Source organism: Photobacterium sp. GB-36 (genome assembly GCF_003026135.1).
Classification (GTDB): domain Bacteria; phylum Pseudomonadota; class Gammaproteobacteria; order Enterobacterales; family Vibrionaceae; genus Photobacterium.
Map to the genome: position 1 here is coordinate 166,621 of NZ_PYNY01000002.1, position 18,413 is coordinate 185,033.

The 18,413-nt window shown below is 40.1% G+C and carries 16 protein-coding genes; 12 read left to right on the top strand and 4 right to left on the bottom strand.

The features are described 5' to 3' along the window. Nucleotides 1-13: 13 nt before the first annotated feature. Nucleotides 14-1,006, bottom strand: coding sequence for a 2-hydroxyacid dehydrogenase (locus tag C9J46_RS02480; RefSeq protein ID WP_107206215.1), 993 nt, complete (start codon nt 1,004-1,006; stop codon nt 14-16). A gap of 213 nt (nt 1,007-1,219) precedes the next feature. On the opposite strand from C9J46_RS02480, the gene C9J46_RS02485 reads away from it, so the two are divergent. The 8 genes from C9J46_RS02485 (at nt 1,220) to udp (ending at nt 12,275) form a co-directional block, all read left to right on the top strand. Continuing rightward, nucleotides 1,220-2,536, top strand: a complete 1,317-nt coding sequence (locus C9J46_RS02485; protein WP_107245938.1) for a DUF945 family protein — start codon at nt 1,220-1,222, stop codon at nt 2,534-2,536. Between the two features lie 227 nt (nt 2,537-2,763). After that, nucleotides 2,764-3,180 carry a CBS domain-containing protein gene (locus C9J46_RS02490; protein WP_107290512.1) on the top strand — a complete coding sequence of 139 codons (417 nt, stop codon included), beginning with the start codon at nt 2,764-2,766 and terminating at the stop codon, nt 3,178-3,180. Between the two features lie 110 nt (nt 3,181-3,290). Then, nucleotides 3,291-4,808: an MATE family efflux transporter gene (locus C9J46_RS02495; protein WP_107290513.1), complete on the top strand. Its 1,518-nt coding sequence runs from the start codon at nt 3,291-3,293 to the stop codon at nt 4,806-4,808. Between the two features lie 337 nt (nt 4,809-5,145). After that, nucleotides 5,146-6,561: a DASS family sodium-coupled anion symporter gene (locus C9J46_RS02500; RefSeq protein WP_107290514.1), complete on the top strand. Its 1,416-nt coding sequence runs from the start codon at nt 5,146-5,148 to the stop codon at nt 6,559-6,561. Between the two features lie 36 nt (nt 6,562-6,597). Beyond that, nucleotides 6,598-7,923, top strand: coding sequence for an ATP-binding protein (locus C9J46_RS02505; protein ID WP_107290515.1), 1,326 nt, complete (start codon nt 6,598-6,600; stop codon nt 7,921-7,923). Between the two features lie 10 nt (nt 7,924-7,933). Next, a complete protein-coding gene (locus C9J46_RS02510) occupies nt 7,934-8,407 on the top strand; it encodes a response regulator (RefSeq protein WP_107206220.1) in 474 nt (157 codons plus the stop codon). A gap of 125 nt (nt 8,408-8,532) precedes the next feature. Further along, nucleotides 8,533-11,112 (top strand): zinc/cadmium/mercury/lead-transporting ATPase, encoded by a 2,580-nt coding sequence (locus C9J46_RS02515; RefSeq protein ID WP_107290516.1) that lies wholly within the window; start codon nt 8,533-8,535, stop codon nt 11,110-11,112. A gap of 395 nt (nt 11,113-11,507) precedes the next feature. Next, complete coding sequence (gene udp / locus C9J46_RS02520) at nt 11,508-12,275, top strand: uridine phosphorylase (RefSeq protein WP_005368660.1); 768 nt, start codon at nt 11,508-11,510, stop codon at nt 12,273-12,275. Between the two features lie 130 nt (nt 12,276-12,405). On the opposite strand, the gene C9J46_RS02525 is transcribed toward udp, so the two are convergent. Then, complete coding sequence (locus tag C9J46_RS02525; RefSeq protein ID WP_107259643.1) at nt 12,406-12,885, bottom strand: outer membrane beta-barrel protein; 480 nt, start codon at nt 12,883-12,885, stop codon at nt 12,406-12,408. Between the two features lie 282 nt (nt 12,886-13,167). On the opposite strand from C9J46_RS02525, the gene C9J46_RS02530 reads away from it, so the two are divergent. The 4 genes from C9J46_RS02530 (at nt 13,168) to C9J46_RS02545 (ending at nt 16,240) form a co-directional block, all read left to right on the top strand. After that, a complete protein-coding gene (locus C9J46_RS02530; protein ID WP_107206223.1) occupies nt 13,168-14,031 on the top strand; it encodes a hypothetical protein in 864 nt (287 codons plus the stop codon). Between the two features lie 102 nt (nt 14,032-14,133). Continuing rightward, entirely contained in the window at nt 14,134-14,388 is a 255-nt protein-coding gene (locus C9J46_RS02535; RefSeq protein WP_107290517.1) for a hypothetical protein, read from the top strand. A 113-nt stretch (nt 14,389-14,501) separates the two neighbouring features. Next, nucleotides 14,502-15,161, top strand: a complete 660-nt coding sequence (locus tag C9J46_RS02540) for a hypothetical protein (RefSeq protein WP_107206225.1) — start codon at nt 14,502-14,504, stop codon at nt 15,159-15,161. A gap of 170 nt (nt 15,162-15,331) precedes the next feature. Beyond that, complete coding sequence (locus tag C9J46_RS02545; RefSeq protein WP_107206226.1) at nt 15,332-16,240, top strand: aldo/keto reductase family oxidoreductase; 909 nt, start codon at nt 15,332-15,334, stop codon at nt 16,238-16,240. 65 nt (nt 16,241-16,305) lie between these two features. Here the strand turns inward: C9J46_RS02545 and C9J46_RS02550 are convergent, their stop codons facing one another. Both C9J46_RS02550 and C9J46_RS02555 read right to left on the bottom strand, forming a co-directional pair. Next, the gene (locus C9J46_RS02550; protein WP_107206227.1) at nt 16,306-17,478 is read right to left on the bottom strand and encodes a Card1-like endonuclease domain-containing protein; all 1,173 of its coding nucleotides are present in this window, start codon (nt 17,476-17,478) and stop codon (nt 16,306-16,308) included. Nucleotides 17,479-17,756: 278 nt separating this feature from the next. Continuing rightward, nucleotides 17,757-18,407, bottom strand: coding sequence for a LysE family translocator (locus C9J46_RS02555; protein WP_107206228.1), 651 nt, complete (start codon nt 18,405-18,407; stop codon nt 17,757-17,759). Nucleotides 18,408-18,413 lie beyond the last annotated feature (6 nt).

An 18,413-nucleotide genomic window follows, 5' to 3' on the forward strand; every position in this document is an offset into this window, starting at 1 on the left:
GCGGCATTATTTATTAATCTAACACTTCATTTCCTGATACTTTACCTTGGTCAAAATCAGACAGATTTTGCAGCGTAGTTTCAGCAATATTACCCAAAGCTTCTTCCGTTAAAAAGGCTTGGTGTCCAGTGAAAAGTACGTTGTGGCAAGATGATAAACGACGAAATACATCATCTTGAATCACATCATTCGACTTATCTTGGAAGAATAAATCTTTTTCATTTTCATATACATCGACACCTAATGCACCGATACGTTGTGATTTTAACGCTTCAATAGCATCACTCGATTTAATTAAACCACCACGGCTGGTGTTAATGATCATTACGCCATCTTTCATTTTGTCAAAGGCGTGTTGATTTAACATATGATAGTTTTCCTTCGACATCGGACAGTGCAGAGTAATAACATCCGATAAACGATAGATTTCATCAAGGCTAGTATAAGTTACCCCTAACTCAATCGCAGCAGGATTTGGGTATGGGTCAAAGGCAAGAATATTCATGCCAAACCCTTTTAAAATACGAATCGTTGCTAAGCCAATTTTCCCCGTACCTACAACACCAACGGTTTTACCGTGGAAGTTATAACCTGTTAGGCCATCAAGCGAAAAATTGGCATCACGCGTGCGTTGATAAGCACGATGAATATGGCGATTAAGGCTCAACATTAAGCCCAAGGTATGTTCCGCAATAGACTCGGGTGAATAAGCGGGAACACGTACAATTTGTAGCCCTAACTTTTTGGCTTCCTCTAAATCAACAAGATCGTAGCCTGCACAGCGCATCGCAATGACTTTAACCCCTTGTTTCGCTAAACACTTTAAGACTGGCGCACTAAGATCATCATTAACAAATGCACAAACAGCATCAAACCCTTCACTCATTTTCGCTGTTTGTAGATTCAGCGGGAAATCGAAGTAAGTAATATCATGGCTAAAGGATTTATTTACTTTAGAAAAAGATTCTTGGTCGTACTTTTTTGAGCTAAATAGAGCTATTTTCATAAGACTAAATTACCTTATTTATTCATTATTATATTCTGTGCTGTTAATACCATATCAAAATACTCTGGTATTGATAGGAAAAGTATCAAAAATAGACATTGCAAGGATGATCTGTTTTTTTCGTTATCAGTGAGTTCTAGTTGACGTCAACCCTTTAAAAAGTTGATGATATAGTCATATGTTTGCACTTAAATTTATTAATTAGGATTCAATATGTTGTTGAAGAACGTTGCAGCAGGAGCGGGTGCGGTTGCCGTGATCCTTTGTTGGCCATTAGCCACAGGACAAATAGGTCAAAGTTTATATATGGGGGCGATTAAAAATTATCACAGCCCTTATATGACCATTACGAATCAAAGTTTTGAACGCGGTTATCTTTCTTCTGATGCAGTTTCTCGTATTGAATTAAAAGATAGCTTAAAAGCAACATTTGAAGAAGAAGGCTTACCCACCACGTGGTTAGTTAAGCATCATATTCAAAACGGATTTTTAGGCGTTAAGTCGAGCAGTGAATTAGAAATTGATAAACAAGTCGCGCCGTTGATCAGTAGTATTTGGGGCAAAAATGTTCAACCGGTAACCTTAGTGACAGACTCCTCTTTAACGGGAAATACCGATTTTACGATGACGATTAATCCGATTAATTATAATCAGTCTGGCGCATTTGTAAAAAGCCAAGCTTTTGTGTTGACGGGGAGTGCAAATGCGGATGGTGCAGGTGATTTCAACTATACGTTACCCTCTTTAGATGTGAAAACTGATAGTGGCGAAACTATGCAAGTGAATACCTTTGCAGGTCAAGGTAGTGGTCAAATGCAGGGTAGTTTCTGGATTGGTGATCAGACATTCAATTTAGGTAAAGCAAATTTCGCATCGGCAGATAATCAGCATCATGTTGAGTTAGAAGGCATGAGTGTGATGATGAAAAATGCGTTAAGTCAGCCGAAAGATGAAAAAACACCGACAGACGAAACACAGCAAGTAACGAATACGAATAATATTTCAATTAAGAAAATTGTGACCCTTGATGGTCAGCAATATACAGATTTCAATTTTGCACTGGCATTGAAAGATCTTAACTATAAAGCGATTAGTCGTTTAGCTGTCATGGAAGAGTCTACAACAGCAGAGCAGCAACAAGCGCAGATGCAAGATGCAATGCTTGCTCTAGATTTATTAGTCGCTAAAGGTGCTACTGTTGATTTATCTGATCTCAGCATGATGACCGAGCAAGGCAAAGTGAATGCCTCTCTTTTACTTGAGCTTAAACCGGGCTTAGCACGTGCGTCAGAAAACTTAGCAGCATTACCAAGCAAATTAGTGGGTAACATTAATATCTCAATGCCAAAAGCTTTTGTGTCTAATGAACCACAGCTTGCAGCGAAAGTGCCAGAGTTACTGCAACAGAAGATTATTACAGAAGATCAAAATAGCTATAAATTAACGGTAAAAGTGGAAGGCTCACAGCTTGTCTTTGGTTCAGGCTTGAAAATACCGTTAGCAATGCTGTCTATGCTGATGATGCATTAATCATAACCATTTGCTTAATGTAAAAGCGTCTCTAATTTTGAGGCGCTTTTTTGTATCAATGTATTAATTATGAGTCAAATTCCCTTAACTGTTGATAAAAATACAAATTCTAATTTAGTAAATTTGAAGAAATAGACTTAACTTTAATAAGGGGCAGGTTTTAAGCTATCAACAATAACCATAAAGCTTGTCAGGTTAATGTACTCAAAGGTAATTTTGGGGGATACATGGAATCATTAAAAGTAAAAGATTATATGAACGTCCGCCCAGTGACATTCAGTGAATCAATGTCATTATCTGTAGCGCTAGACAAGTTGTTGACAGCAAAGCAAATTGGTGGACCTGTTATCAATGAATATAAGCAGGTTATCGGTTTTTTATCTGAACAAGATATGATCCATACATTATTGAAAGTCGGTTATCACTGCCAAGACTCTCATACTGTCAAAGATTGTATGCGAGATGATGTATTAACGGTATCGAGTGGTGATTCAATTATTGAGTTAGCACAAATTATGACGGGGCAAAAACCTAAGATTTTTCCCGTGGTTGATAATGGGCAATTACTGGGTGTGATAACCCGTCGTGATGTACTTAGCGCTATCAGTACTCAAATAGGGGATAGCTTTAAACATCCACTTTAATGCTATATATTTAAGTATTATTCGATTATGTAGAGGCGCTAATTAGCGCCTTTATTTTTTTGGTTGTAAATATGGATATTCGAGCCGTTTTATAAGGTATAGAGGTTTTAGTGAAACAGCACTCATCAACAGAAATAACAGAAAACCAACAAGCTAAATTTGTTACAGGCTCACCAATGCGTCACATTGTTGTGATGTCTGGAACGGGTGCAATCGGCTTGATGGCGCTGTTTTTGGTTGATTTATTAGATATGTTTTTCATTAGCCTGTTGGGTGAAGTGGAACTGGCAGCGGCTATTGGTTTTGCTGGTACGTTAGTCTTCTTTTCTACCTCTATATCGATAGGGACATCCATTGCAGCTGGCGCACTTGTCTCGCGTGCTTTAGGTAAAAATGATCGAGAGCAAGCCAAAAACATGGCGACGAATGTGATGTTGTTTGCTGTCTTTATTAGTATTGTAATGGTTGCAGCGATGCTGTGGAATTTGCCGCTATTACTTGATGCAATTGGTGCAAAAGGACATGTCGCAGAAGCCGCTAGCCAGTATCTGGTTATTCTACTGCCAAGCGCACCGTTAATGGCGGTATCTATGGCGGCAGGCGCTGCAATGCGTGGTGTGGGTGATGCTCGTCGTTCAATGATGGCAACGCTGATTGGTGGTGGTGTCAATGCAGTACTTGATCCATTATTTATTTTTGGCTTTTCAATGGGGATGCAAGGGGCTGCGATATCTTCAGTTATTGCGCGCCTAGCTGTGACCCTTTTCTCGTTATATGTTGTAATTTATAAACATCAATTATTAGCTAAGCCTGATTTTTCTCAGTTTAAACTGGCGATGCCAACCATTGCTAAAATTGCGTTTCCTGCCATCTTAACTAATACTGCGACGCCTATCGGTAATGCGGTCGTTACCAGTAATATCGCGCAATTTGGCGAGAGCTTTGTGGCAGGTTATGCCGTTATTGGGCGTATTATGCCAGTTTGCTTTGCTTTAATCTTTTCGTTATCAGGTGCCGTTGGCCCTATCATTGGGCAAAACTTTGGTGCGGAACGCTGGGATCGTATTCAACAAATTCTACGTGATGCAATGCTCTTTACGGCGATATATTGCGTTTTCGTGTCTATCGTTTTATGGCTAGGGCAAAACCAGCTCATTGCTATCTTTAGTTTAACGGGAGATGCCGCAGAAATTGTTGGTGTGTTCTGTACCTTCATCGCGGTGACCTTTATTTTTAATGGCGCACTCTTTGTTGCCAATGCGGCATTTAATAACCTTAATCGCCCTACATGGTCAACGGCATTGAACATGGGGAAAGCAACAATAGGTACGATCCCGTTTGTACTTATTGGCGGACACCTTGCAGGTGCGAGCGGGGTGTTAATCGGTCAAGCGGTTGGCTCTGTTGTCTTTGGTTTACTGGGTTTTTACTTGGTATTAAAACAAGTGAAGAAAATGGGTTTAGCGCATGAACATCAAGACGTGGCCGATAATGAAATATTAACGCCATCTGTGCCAGTGACACCGTTCTGCTCATCTCGTACATATATGGGAACCGAAGGGGTACTGGAAGAAGCACTGAATAGTGAGCACCTCGACGATGATGTAAAAGCTGAAAAAAACAAATAATAAATATGCTCTGAATTACCATATTAATAGTATCTGTGATTCAGGGCATAGTTTATGTATCTTCTTGTTTGATTGGGGCTATAATACGTCGCATCTAGCCGTTGAATTTTCTGTAAGAAAACTTTAATTTCATCGCTTTATTGATCTAACGCTGTGAAATTAACCGATTAGCATTACAAAATAACCTTGCATCTAATCAGGGTGTTATATCGAGATGTTCAATCTTTATCTCGCAAAGTTACAAAGAATAGCATCTTGATTAAGACACTCAACTTCATCTTTTATATTCGGAATAAAAAAGGTGATGGCGTAGTTATTGTTAAGGGAATAATGCTATATGCGTCAAAGTCTTCGTTACATCATACCGATTTTACTGCCTTTAATTATTTTATTATTACCGGCTTCTGCGTTTCCCATTGAAGGGTTAACTGTGATTCAGCAACGGGTTATTGCTATCTTTCTATTAGCAGCACTGTGTTGGGTGCTCGAACCTATCCCCATTTATGCTACCTCTGTTGTGATCATTGTTTTAGAGCTGTTATTACTTTCAAATAAAGGACTATATCAGTTTCGTATTGATCATGGTCAGCCACACTTTGGTGAGTTACTGGATTACAACGCCATTATGGCTACCTTTGCTAGCCCAATCATCATGTTGTTTTTGGGGGGCTTCTTCCTTGCAATGGCGGCAACTAAATACCGTTTAGATGTAAACTTAGCGCGAGTATTACTTAAGCCGTTTGGACATCAACCTAAATATGTGATGTTTGGTTTAATGCTAATCACTGCCACTTTCTCAATGTTCATGTCAAATACCGCCACGACAGCGATGATGCTTTCTATATTAGCGCCAGTCATTGCACTTTTTGGATCGAAAGATCCGGGTAAAATTGCGTTTGCATTATGTGTACCTGTTGCTGCCAATATTGGTGGCATTGGTACCCCAATTGGTACACCGCCAAATGCGATTGCACTTAAATACCTATCAGAAGATAACATGATCACTTTTGGCGAGTGGATGTTTTTTGGCGTGCCATTTGTTGCGGTTTTATTGGTTTTTTCATGGTTTTTAATTAATGCAATTTATCCAGCAAAACAGGACAAAATTGAATTAACGATCCAAGGTAAGTTTCTTAAAACACCAAAAGCAATAACGGTTTACATCACTTTTGCATTAACGATAGTACTTTGGTTAATGGGATCAGTACATGGTATGAACTCGTATACTGTGGCACTTATTCCTGTCGCTATTTTCTCGTTAACCGGCATTATCAATAAAGAAGATTTGAAAAAGATTTCTTGGGATGTGCTGTGGTTAGTCTCTGGCGGTATTGCGCTGGGTTTAGCACTTGATAAAACGGGGCTGGCTCAACTGGTGGTCAATAGCATTCCGTTTGATAGCTTCTCGCCGTACTTGGTGCTGGTGGGCGCGGCTATGTTGTGTTTAGTGATGGCAAACTTTATGTCTCACACTGCGACAGCAAACTTACTGTTGCCAATTATGGCAGCACTGGGTATGTCTATGTCGTCGTTGGTACCACTTGGTGGTGAAGTAACATTAATTCTTGTGGTGACGTTCGCGGCCTCTTTGGGTATGTCGCTACCAATTAGTACGCCGCCCAACGCATTAGCTCATGCAACGGGGCATGTTGAAAGTAATCAAATGGCAAAAGTAGGGGTGATTATTGGTGTCGTCGGTGTCGCACTTAGCTTTGCTATGATTGGGTTATTGCATGTGATTGGCCATATTTAAGCATTAATGCTATTGCCTATAGACAAGGACACGTTCATGGTTCAACCAAAAGCCTTAAAGCGGATTATTGATACGTATTTTCGCGATTCTGCGCGTACGATGTCTGTTACATCAGGTACGCATGTGCTGCGCCAGAATGACTATAACGACAAACTTTACTGGGTAAAAAGTGGTGAATTGTCTGGGTATCTTAAAAATAAAGAGAATGGCTTAAGTGCAAAAGTGTTTGTCGTCAAAGAAGGCATGTTCTTTGGCGTGCATAGTTTTTTTGCGCAAACATTAATGGCATCAACGACGGTGGTCGCAGAAAAAGACAGTGAAATTGCTTGGATTGATTTGCTAACCCCAGTGGAAGATCCAGAAACATATGGCTCTATGACTGAGCAGTTTATGCCTGTCATGGTTCATGAACTTGCTCGTCGACAAATGCTTACTGGTATGGAAGCGCTTGAAAAAGAAAAAGCACTGCAAAAGCTTTATGCCACTGAACAGATGACAACTCTTGGACAACTTGCGGCGGGTATTGCCCATGAACTGAATAATGCGATAGGCGTTCTCAGTAGCAAAACAGAAAATCTTCAAACCAATATTATTGATTCTATTTCAACAAGCAAACCCGAGATGCTTGAATTTATGCTCCAAGGAATTAACGTTGGGCAGACCACAGGATCGCAACAGGTACGAGAACGAGCAAAGGCGTTAATCAAGCAACATAATTTGTCTCGTGAGCAAGCAAAAACATTAGCGAAAGCTATTCCGCAAGGTGATGTTCCTAAGCAATGGTTCACTCAGCTAGATGAAGCATTACGCTATTGGGATTATGGACGTGATTTACGCGATATGCGCTTAGCGGCTAAACATTCTGCCAGTATCGTCAAGTCGGTAAAGCAATTAGGGGGCAGCGATCATGTGCGGCAAAACGATGTTGATATCAATGAAACCTTACACAAATCGCTAGCTTTACTACAAAGCAATCTACGCCCTGTTGAAGTGGTATTGCGCCCCGCAGTCTTGCCACCGATTAATGCGAGTTCAACAGAGTTAGTGCAGGTATGGATTAATCTGATTAAAAATGCCTGTGATGCTATGGAGAATACAGCATCACCGAAAATTGAAATTGTGACTCGACATGTAAAGCAAAAAATCTTAGTCACTATTACTAATAATGGGCCGATGATTGATGAGCCGACACGACGAAAAATATTTCAACCTAATTTTACGACCAAAAAAGGGGGATTATCGTTTGGCTTAGGTTTGGGCTTATCAATTGTACAACGGATCATACAAAGTTATGACGGTACGGTCGTGGTTAAAAGTGATGAAGAACGCACCACGTTTAGGATCAAGTTACCGACACTCTAAGGGATGAGTTATGGAAAAAATAGTCGTTATCTGTGTTGATGATCAACCAGAAGTGTTAAATGCGGTATTAAAAGATCTGTCACCATTACAATCGGCTTTTATGATAGAAGAGTGTGATTCTGGTGATGAAGCCTTAGTTTTGATGGATGAGTTAGATGCAGAAGGGCATTATATTGGTGTCGTTATTTCAGATCATATCATGCCGGGTAAAAATGGCGTAGAGCTACTGACTGATGTGACCCACGATAGCCGTTTCATCAAAACTAAAAAAGTATTACTGACAGGGCAAGCAACTCATCAAGATACTATTGCCGCGATTAACCAAGCACGTATTGAAAGTTACTTTGACAAGCCGTGGGATGCAGACTCGTTGGTTAATTGCGTTAGAACATTGCTTACGGAATACATTTTCGATATGGGGTTCGATTACCAAGCCTGGGGTGAGGTGTTAGACAACACAACGGTACTACGTCGATTACGTTAGGTATGCGTAGTAGAAATTGATTGCCAAAGCCAAACGATAAAAGTTTGGCTTTTTTTATTGACCTTAGACATTACTCCAAGGTTTATATTAGTTACAGATAATCAAAGCACTCAAGGAGAATGATTATGTGTGCTCAATGTAATAATAAAAAAATGCATGTTCATGCTGCAAAACCAACGGCAGTAACCAAAGCCACAGTGACAGTTGAATCTTGTGAGTCAGCGACATGCTGTTCATCAACCCCTTCTGAGAGTGTGCAAAAACACACCGAAGGGTGTGGTGAATCTGATACCGACGGCCCTGCTTCCTGCTGCTCATCTAAAAGTGACACAGCACTTAACGCTGCAAAACTATCAGCAATAGATGCCATCCATCCAAATAAAAAACCATCAACCTTTACAGTATCTTCTATTGGTCCATCAGACACTGAAATCGCTTCTCAACACGCGCACGTAGAGTCAGAGCGCCAGCATTCAGGACATGACGACTCAAGTCATTCATCTTCAGTAAAAAGTTGTTGTTCAACGTCAACCTCATCAAAAGAACAAGATCAAGCGATTGAAGCGTCTTTAGCACAATCGGCTCATGGTCAAACATTTAGCTGGAAAGTGATTGGCATGGATTGTCCAAGCTGCGCGGCTAAATTGGAAAAATCAATTTCAAGTCTTGCTGAAGTTGAAACGGCAAAAGTGATGTTTGCGACGGAAAAGCTCATCGTCAACATGCAAGCCAATCAGCAAGCTGATAACAATAAATTAAAAAAACAGATTGAAGATAAAGCACAGGCAACGGGTTTTACCTTAGTTTCTAATGCTGCTGCGGCTGAAGCGTTACCAAAAAAATCATTTATTCAAGAACACTTAGAAGTCCTTGTGATTGCGGCAATGATGATTGCCTCTTTCTTAATTGATAAAGTGTCACATTCATGGGGTTTAGCGGCATTTACTTTAACCACAATTGTTGGCTTAGTACCGATTGTGAAAAAAGCCATTAGCTTAGGTAAATCAGGTTCACCATTCTCGATTGAAACCCTAATGAGTATTGCGGCTATTGGTGCATTGTACTTAGGGGAAACCGCAGAAGCGGCAATGGTGATTTTACTGTTTTTAATTGGTGAGCAATTAGAAGGGTATGCCGCATCACGTGCACGAAGTGGTGTAAAAGCGTTAATGGACTTGGTGCCTGAAGATGCCAATGTTGTGCTGCCAAACGGTGAGAAGAAAAAAGTTCCAGCAAGCGAATTAAAACCTGGTGATGTGATTGAAGTTGTACCCGGCGAGCGTTTACCTGCTGACGGCCAAGTTTTAGATGTGGTTGCGAGTTTTGATGAAAGCGCACTAACAGGGGAATCTGTGCCTGTTGAAAGAACACCGGGCCAGAAAGTCATGGCTGGTAGCATGGCATCAGACAAAGTTGTTCGATTAACGATTGTCTCTGCGCAAGGTGAAAATGCGATCGACCGTATTCTTCATCTCATTGAAGATGCAGAATCACGTAAAGCACCGCTCGAACGTTTTATTGATAAATTCAGCCGCTGGTACACTCCAGCAATGATGCTATTAGCAACACTTGTTATCATTATTCCGCCGCTTGTATTTGGTCAATCATGGGATGAGTGGATTTATAAAGGTCTAGCGCTATTACTTATTGCCTGTCCTTGTGCACTTGTTATTTCAACGCCAGCAGCGATCACTTCAGGTTTAGCGGCAGCAGCGCGTCGCGGTGCATTAATCAAAGGTGGTGCAGCATTAGAACAGCTTGGTCATGTTGAAACTGTCGCGTTTGATAAAACAGGTACGCTAACGGAAGGTAAACCTGTCGTGACGGATTTAATTAGCTGGGATAACAATCCCGATCAATTATTACGTCAAGCAGCCGCTGTTGAATCCGGTTCGTTACACCCACTAGCAACGGCTGTGGTTAACCTTGCTCGAGAAAAATCATTATCTGTTGTTGAAGCAGAAAATCGTGAAGCACTAGCTGGCCGCGGTATTCAAGGTGTTACCGAAGGCGATAACTTTATGTTATGTGCTGCCGATCGCCTACCAGAGCACATTGTGCTAACGGATAACCAGCAACAGCAAGCGTTAGATCTAGAAAGCGAAGGGAAAACGCTGGTGGTTGCCGTTCGTAATCAGCAAGCGGTGGGTTTAGTTGCATGGCGTGATAATTTACGCAGTGATGCTTTAGAAGCGATCACTAAGCTGAAAAGCATTGGCGTGAACTCAGTGATGCTGACGGGTGATAACCCACGAGCAGCAGCTGCGATTGCTAAAGAAATTAATATTGATTTTCGTGCAGGGCTATTACCTGAAGATAAAGTGACAGAAGTACGCAAGTTAAGTGAGCTACATTCTGTTGCCATGGTGGGTGATGGTATTAACGATGCACCAGCAATGAAAACAGCAACAATTGGTGTGGCGATGGGCGGTGGTACAGATGTAGCATTAGAAACTGCCGATGCAGCAATTACCCATAACCGAGTTTCAGAATTGCCAGTGATGATTGAATTGTCTCGTGCGACATTGAGTAATATTCGTCAAAACATCAGCTTAGCATTAGGTTTAAAAGCGGTGTTCCTTGTTACAACCTTATTTGGTTTTACAGGGCTTTGGGTTGCAGTACTTGCAGACAGTGGCGCAACAGCGTTAGTAACACTGAATGCATTACGTTTATTACGCTTTAAACCGCAAAGCGAAAAGTAAAAACTAATCGCTCTGAGCATTAGTGATTAGTCTAAACGGCATGATACGAACAATGATGTATTGTTTATCATGCCGTTTTTTTTCGCTATAAGGCAGGTAAACAGAGTAAAGAGTACATGCGCGAGAAAACGAATTTTTGTGATTCCGGCAATAAGATATCGTTTTCGCGTGATTAATATCAGACTTTTATGTAACATATTTTTCAATTGCTTTTTATTGATGTGACCATAATCACTAAAAGTAATTGAATCATTGGTTATTGTTACCACATGTTTTTGATAGAGCATGTTGCAGTATGTTTGACTCTTTCTATCAAAAAATTGATTAAAATAGTAATAACTCATAAGAATCACTCTGAACCTACAACAGAGCTGTTTAAATTAAAGGGTAACATTATGTCTGATAATAAAGTCTTCCACTTAGGTGTTAATAAAGCTGATCTTAATGGTGCAGAATTAGCGATTATTCCCGGTGATCCAGCACGTGTTGAGAAAATTGCAAACTTAATGGATAACCCTGAGTTTTTAGCAAGCTCTCGTGAGTACACTGTATTTCGCGCTAAATTAGACGGTAAATCAGTGGTTGTGTGTTCAACGGGTATCGGTGGTCCATCAACCTCTATTGCTGTTGAAGAATTAGCGCAGTTAGGTGTAACCACTTTCCTACGTGTAGGTACAACAGGCGCAATTCAGCCTAACATTAACCCAGGCGATATGATTGTAACGACAGGCTCAGTGCGTTTAGATGGTGCAAGTCTGCATTTCGCACCAATGGAGTTCCCAGCTGTTGCTGATTTTGGTGTTGCAACGGCAATGAAGCAAGCATGTGATGATGAGCATGCTGTAGTACACACGGGTGTAACAGCATCAAGTGATACGTTCTACCCAGGTCAAGAGCGTTACGACACATTCTCAGGTCGCGTAGTTCGTCGTTTCCAAGGCTCAATGAAAGAGTGGCAAGAAATGGGCGTGCTTAACTTTGAAATGGAATCAGCAACGCTATTAACCATGTGTGCAAGTTCTGGTTTACGTGCAGGTTGTGTGGCAGGTGTTATTATTAACCGTACACAAAAAGAGATCCCAGATCACGCAACGCTAAAAGAAACAGAAGCGAAATCAATTAAGATCGTGGTAGAAGCTGCACGTAAAATGTTAGCTGAATAAGATTTAAGTCTTAAAGTGTTATATTAGAAAGCCGCTCTTAGGAGCGGCTTTTTTATTTTCAATAATACTGTCATGAATAAAAAGGTTTAAATAAATAGGTTTGTGACATGACCAGTAAATTACTTTTAGATTAAACGGCAAAGTCTAGAGAGATATAAAAAGTATCAAGTTGCGACATATTACGCTCTTTCCAAACACTTCTTGTATCATGAACTCTGTACCCCAATTCAGTATTAAAGTTCTTATTGATTCGATAATTAATCCCTGTTTGCGCGCCTAAAATAAGATCATCTTTGCTCGATTCTGCAATTTGTATTCCTGAGCTGGCTCCAATAAAGAAACGCCAATTCTTACTATTAGTTAGCGGTATAAAGTAATCATAAGAAGCGACAAAATTGTATGCATCCTTTTGAAATTCCAGGTAGCTGTATAGTCTATGATAATCGTTAAAGTTAGCACCGATCCTTACACTTGGATTAAATTCCCAACGATTATTGATACTACTGACACCGTCATTGATACCGACACCAATAAAGGCTTGTGGCTCTGAGGCCTGGGCAGACAGACTGGCAAATAAGCCAAATAATACAGGTGCAAATTTTAATTTCATTTATCCTCCAAATTGTTTCGTGGACAATACATTATTCTCTAAAGGGATGTTGTAGGTTTCTGTAAGATAATGTTAATGCGATGAATTTCAGAACAGTATTTAGATTGTTTAACTACTTGTTATTTCAGGTAACCTTGTAATCGTTCGCTTTTATCGTGTTATCTGGATTGATTCGGTAGTATTAAATATTCGTTTGACCTCAATATAACTTGAGGTTTTATCCTTGCATTATATCAATCTCGTTGGTGACGAAATTACAGAAATTAAAGCAAGGAGAAAACAATGGAACAGTTTATTGATAAAGGGATGTTAGCGTTAGCCAATGTGGTGGAAGTTGACAGTACCGCATGGTTTCAAGGGCATACGGGGGCGGCATTATTGGCAGGTGATGCATTACTTAATGGCGGAGCACTCAACAATGTATCTAAAAAGAGTTTACAAGCAATGTTAGTGCAGTTTACCGATGATAATCAGCATTTAATGAATCCATTATCCAATAGCCCTGAAACAACCGATTATAGTGAAGTTGTAAATGCTATAGCACTTAACGCGCAGCAATTATGTCATTCAGGTCATGGGATCATATATGGTGCATTATTTTTAAATGCTGTCGCTAATAATAACGTTGTTGTTACTCAGCGTATGGTTTCGAATATCGCTAAGCTAATTGTTAATTGTATGGATGATAATTGGGGACGTTATTACGGTTTAGCTGATTATCGTCAATATCAGCCATCCAGTTTATTAAATAAAGGTGAGATAGATATTCAGCAACATTGTGTTATTGCTGTTGAGCGAAGTACACAAGATATTTACCATAATAATGATGAGCATTTTTTCGCTGGCGATAAACTTCATGGTATTACTCATGCCCATGCAATATCTTTACTCGATAAACTGGGCCATAAAAAATTAGCGCAACAAGCGGCACAACAATCGCTTATTCAGTTAGAGCTTAATGATCGCAAACCCGAGTCAGGACTAAAAAAGGTAATACCCCAACATTTTGACTTATCAGATCCAAATATTTGGGGACATGACTTTAATGAGCACAAAATTAAGCTGGTACACAGTTATGTGGAATTATCGGCACAGAGTCATCAACCATTAGCGAAATTAGATAATTTATGGGGGGCAGTGGTGTAGCTTCATTGCTTTTACTTACACATTCCCCAACCACAATGTATTGGCCTAACTCTTGTTCAGAGCTATGATGTAATGCTTACGGATTAAAGAAAGGGATTGATTATGTTGTGGTTTTTAATGATTACGTTACCACTGATTTTGGTAGTAGCGCATGTGGTGTTACTGGCTACTAATCTTTATTCTTCAGTAAAACCTGCCTTGATTATTCCTGCCATTATTGTGGTGTACTGTGGGTATTCCATCATCAGTGTGTCCGATCGTGATGCATTACCTGCCATTGTGTTAGCGGCATATTATTTAGTGTTAACCATGTTTACACTGCGACGTACTTACCGTTGGTATCATCAATTGAGTTGAAAATACGACGTAGTAAAGTTGTTACTGTTATGATAATTATCACTTAAATATTTTTTTCTCTATGTTAACTTGCTTGCTCTATTTTGCTTGTAAATCTAAGGATGGAAGTTGACATGATTAAAATGAAGCACTTTTTGTTATTATTGGTAACGTTCTTTATTACTGGCTGTGTAAGTCCTATTCCCTTACATGAACAAGCGCCAGATACTAACTATAACGTTACGAAGAAAGTATTAATTTCTGTCAATGACCAACGTGAGCGAGTAAAAGAAGGCAAGCCAGAAGATTTTGTTGGTGTAGCTCATGCGACTTTTGGGATTCCCGTGGATTGGCATGTATCTCAAGTTTTAGCGACTGAAGAAGGCGATAAAGAGAAAACATTAGCAGATTTTCTTGAGCATCGAATTTTACATGGCTTACAAAAACAGGGTTGGAATGTTGAAGCTGTTAAGGTTCCTTCGGGTGCAAGTGATAGTGATATCATGGTGTTATTAGCTGATAATCAAGCAGATAAACTAATGCAATTAAACATTAATGAATGGTTTTTCAGTATTAATTTAAACTGGGTGTCTGCTTTTAATTTTGATACTGATACGTTAGTTAAAATTTATGAAGTAAATGATGGGCAGATCTTAGAAAAACAAATTGCAGGGCGTGATGTAATTGAAGAAAAAAGTGATGAGTCACCACAGAATAATGTACTTCGAGCCTACCGAGAGCAATTAGTTGAAATCTTCAGTGATCCTGAAGTGAAAAGTAAATTAACGGATTAATTTGCGAGTTAGATAGTTATGAAAAAGCACTGTTATCAGTGCTTTTTCTCTATTAACAGCATGTCGAACTATTCTCATTCTTTGAAACCTGTCACTTTAGTCATTGTATCCCTGTGTTACGTTCGGTGAGCGCAAATTGTGCTGACGATAAATACAAGATGGATGTAAAGATGACTGAGAAGAACCAACAACCACTTAATGACGCTTTGTTCTCTAACTTTATTCAAGGTTACTGGCGAATGGCTGAGTGGGGAATGACGGCGCAGCAGCGATTATCATTTATCAAGCAACATGTAGCACTTGGTGTAACGTCTGTTGATCATGCGCCTGTTTATGGCGCCTCAGCGTGTGAATCTTTATTTGGTGAAGCATTACAATTACAGCCAAGTATTCGTGATGAATTAACGATTATTTCTAAATGCGGCATCGTTGGCGGTAAAGAGGTCAACGGTACGTCGCAAGTGGCGTATTACGATAGCCGAGCAAGCCATATTCTTGCTTCAGTCGAGGGGTCTTTACAGCGTTTAGGTATCGAGCAACTGGATATATTGCTGATTCACCGTCCTGATCTATTAATGGATGCTGATGAGATCAATAGCGCTTTTGAGCAACTGCATCAGACGGGAAAAGTAAAACATTTTGGGGTGTCGAATTTCTCAAAAGATGAATTTTCATTGTTGCAATCTCGGGTAGAGTTTCCACTGATCACTAATCAAATTGAAATTAATCCATTACATACTGATGCGATTGAAGACGGTACATTAGCGCAGCTACAGCAGCATAGAGTACGACCAATGGCGTGGTCTTGCTTAGCTGGGGGTGATATTTATAACAGGACTTCAGAACAGGCTCATCGAGTACGTGAAACATTAAATGTATTAAAGCAAGAGCTCAATGCTGATTCTATTGATCAGGTGATTTATGCTTGGTTAATGCGTCTGCCTACACGTCCTGCTTTGCTATTGGGCACGGGTAAAATTGAGCGAGTGAAAACGGCAGTTGCTGCCGAGCAGTTACAATTAACTCATGAACAATGGTATCGCTTGTTAGAAGCGTCTAAAGGGCATGGTGTGGCGTAACCGTGTTATAAACAGAGAATAAAAAAGACCTCAATTGAGGTCTTTTTAAATAGTAACGTTATGCTTTAGGCTGGGTTATGAGAGTGATCTTCACCACCCGCACCTTTTAGCCACTCGTACAGATGGATGCGTAAGTCACCTAACTGATCAGGGCCAATAATCGCGAGGCCTAAATCTTGTGCTCGAACTAAATCGTGATGACGCAGGGGACGGAAACTGACAAGCATCGCACGTGCTTGTAAGCCACCTAATAAGTCACGTAGTGATTCTAGTTTGTAGAGTGTATCGTCACCATCATCACGCATACCTTTCGTCTTACATTCAATGATATGCAGCTTATTATTAACGATAGTTGCAACATCCAATTCATTACGTACCTCACGCTCACCAATTTTACGGTAAACCTGCACACCTAATGAGTGATCTTGAATTGTAGGCAGTTCATTTTGAATAGCGCGAACGGTGCTATGAACAAGGTTTTCTAACCATTCCCCATTTGCAAAACGGCGAGCTTCTTCGTGTTTAAAGGTTAAAACACCGTCATGGTACGTTGCTAAACCTGTTTCTTCTAAGTCTGATAGCAATGTGCCGAGCTCTTTGTAGCCTTGCTGTTTATCACTCAGCTCAACATGAAGAACTTGTTCTTTACGGCACGTGGTCGCGAGGTAATTCAAGGTTGCGAGGCCTGGACCTAATTCAAGTGCAGAACTTGCCCAGCGTTGACCTAACTCCCAAAGCTGATCGTTAAGTGATTCAGGCATAGGATTATCAGAAAGCTCGCAACGGGCACCGAAAATAGTTAAATAGTCGGTAATTTGGATCCGGTCTTGAACCTGTTGTTGCTCACGGTCAGCTGGGAACAACCAGCACATTTCATCACTGTAAGGTTCGATAACATAAATTGGCCAGTGATAAGAGCGGAAAACTTCGTAAGCAGAAAGAAGACGGTGACGTAAACCACAACTTGCGTTAAACCAAACTTCGCAGCCTGTTGCTTTAATATCTTCTGCGAGTTGATGAATCTCGCTTCTAATCAGCGTGATATTAATGCTGTCAGGGATCACAAAAAAATCAACATCTATGTTACGTGGCGTCAAAATAGACGCTAGGCGGTCATACTGTTCTCGCTGAAGCTCAGTACCAATAAATATCATTTTTGTAGCCGGAACGGCTTCATCTAGTAAAGGGGTGATCAAACGGACAGGGTCCTGATCGATAATACCAACATGAATAATCATAATAATCCTTAATGCGCCAAATTTGTTATGGGGCATATTATGTCTGCGCATTAATTAATAAGAAGTGAATCAAAGAGTGTACGCAACACTTATTATTAAGATATATGAGGATATTTAGGGTGAAATTCAAGGTGAAAATGGTGAGGGATTTTATATTTCACTATTAGATAGACATAAATGAGAGGTGTATTTTCATTATTGATAGTTAACAGACAAATACTTTTAAAATGATGATAGCGTCACCAAAATAGGTAACGCTACTAAACAGGGGGGGGGAATTAGTGTGTTACAGGTGTTGGAAGTTGGGATGCTAATAGCCAAATGGCTAAAACAAAGAAGATCAAACCCATAAATTTATGCTGATTTGCACGGAATTTTTCACTTTTCAACAGTGATTTACCAAACGTGCCAACAGTGGTGACCAAGAATAAATTAAACAGTAAACCTAATACATTTAGTAACAAACCAAGCACTAACATTTGTTGGCCAGATGTTGCAGCAACGTGAGTCGAAACAAATTGAGGCAAGAATAGAACAAAGAAAATAAGTGCTTTTGGGTTAAGTAAATTAGTGAACACGGCACGACGGTATAGCGTTGCTGCCATTTTATTACTTTTAGTGAGCTCTTCCGGCGCATCGGCAGGTTGTGTTCGCATGCAGTCCCATCCCATCTTTAATAGATAAGCGCCACCAAGTAAGCGAAGAATTTGCAATGCTATAGGGTTAACGGCAATTAAGGCTGAGACACCTAAAGCTGCCAAAATAGTTAATAAAATACCCGATGTAGCATTACCTAAACTTGCAAAAATACCCACCTTGCGACCGTAACTGAGGCTTGAACTGGCAATCAGTAACATATCTGGCCCTGGAATTAATAATAAAGCGATAACAGCAGTGAGGTAGAGAGGTAATACATTTAAATCAATCATGGTTCT

What these genes read in the sequence shown, in the direction of transcription:
- C9J46_RS02480 (WP_107206215.1), bottom strand. Translation starts at nt 1,006, where the DNA reads ATGAAAATAGCTCTATTTAGCTCAAAAAAGTACGACCAAGAATCTTTT.
- C9J46_RS02485 (WP_107245938.1), top strand. Translation starts at nt 1,220, where the DNA reads ATGTTGTTGAAGAACGTTGCAGCAGGAGCGGGTGCGGTTGCCGTGATC.
- C9J46_RS02490 (WP_107290512.1), top strand. Translation starts at nt 2,764, where the DNA reads ATGGAATCATTAAAAGTAAAAGATTATATGAACGTCCGCCCAGTGACA.
- C9J46_RS02500 (WP_107290514.1), top strand. Translation starts at nt 5,146, where the DNA reads ATGCGTCAAAGTCTTCGTTACATCATACCGATTTTACTGCCTTTAATT.
- C9J46_RS02505 (WP_107290515.1), top strand. Translation starts at nt 6,598, where the DNA reads ATGGTTCAACCAAAAGCCTTAAAGCGGATTATTGATACGTATTTTCGC.
- C9J46_RS02510 (WP_107206220.1), top strand. Translation starts at nt 7,934, where the DNA reads ATGGAAAAAATAGTCGTTATCTGTGTTGATGATCAACCAGAAGTGTTA.
- C9J46_RS02515 (WP_107290516.1), top strand. Translation starts at nt 8,533, where the DNA reads ATGTGTGCTCAATGTAATAATAAAAAAATGCATGTTCATGCTGCAAAA.
- udp (WP_005368660.1), top strand. Translation starts at nt 11,508, where the DNA reads ATGTCTGATAATAAAGTCTTCCACTTAGGTGTTAATAAAGCTGATCTT.
- C9J46_RS02525 (WP_107259643.1), bottom strand. Translation starts at nt 12,885, where the DNA reads ATGAAATTAAAATTTGCACCTGTATTATTTGGCTTATTTGCCAGTCTG.
- C9J46_RS02530 (WP_107206223.1), top strand. Translation starts at nt 13,168, where the DNA reads ATGGAACAGTTTATTGATAAAGGGATGTTAGCGTTAGCCAATGTGGTG.
- C9J46_RS02535 (WP_107290517.1), top strand. Translation starts at nt 14,134, where the DNA reads ATGTTGTGGTTTTTAATGATTACGTTACCACTGATTTTGGTAGTAGCG.
- C9J46_RS02540 (WP_107206225.1), top strand. Translation starts at nt 14,502, where the DNA reads ATGATTAAAATGAAGCACTTTTTGTTATTATTGGTAACGTTCTTTATT.
- C9J46_RS02545 (WP_107206226.1), top strand. Translation starts at nt 15,332, where the DNA reads ATGACTGAGAAGAACCAACAACCACTTAATGACGCTTTGTTCTCTAAC.
- C9J46_RS02550 (WP_107206227.1), bottom strand. Translation starts at nt 17,478, where the DNA reads ATGATTATTCATGTTGGTATTATCGATCAGGACCCTGTCCGTTTGATC.
- C9J46_RS02555 (WP_107206228.1), bottom strand. Translation starts at nt 18,407, where the DNA reads ATGATTGATTTAAATGTATTACCTCTCTACCTCACTGCTGTTATCGCT.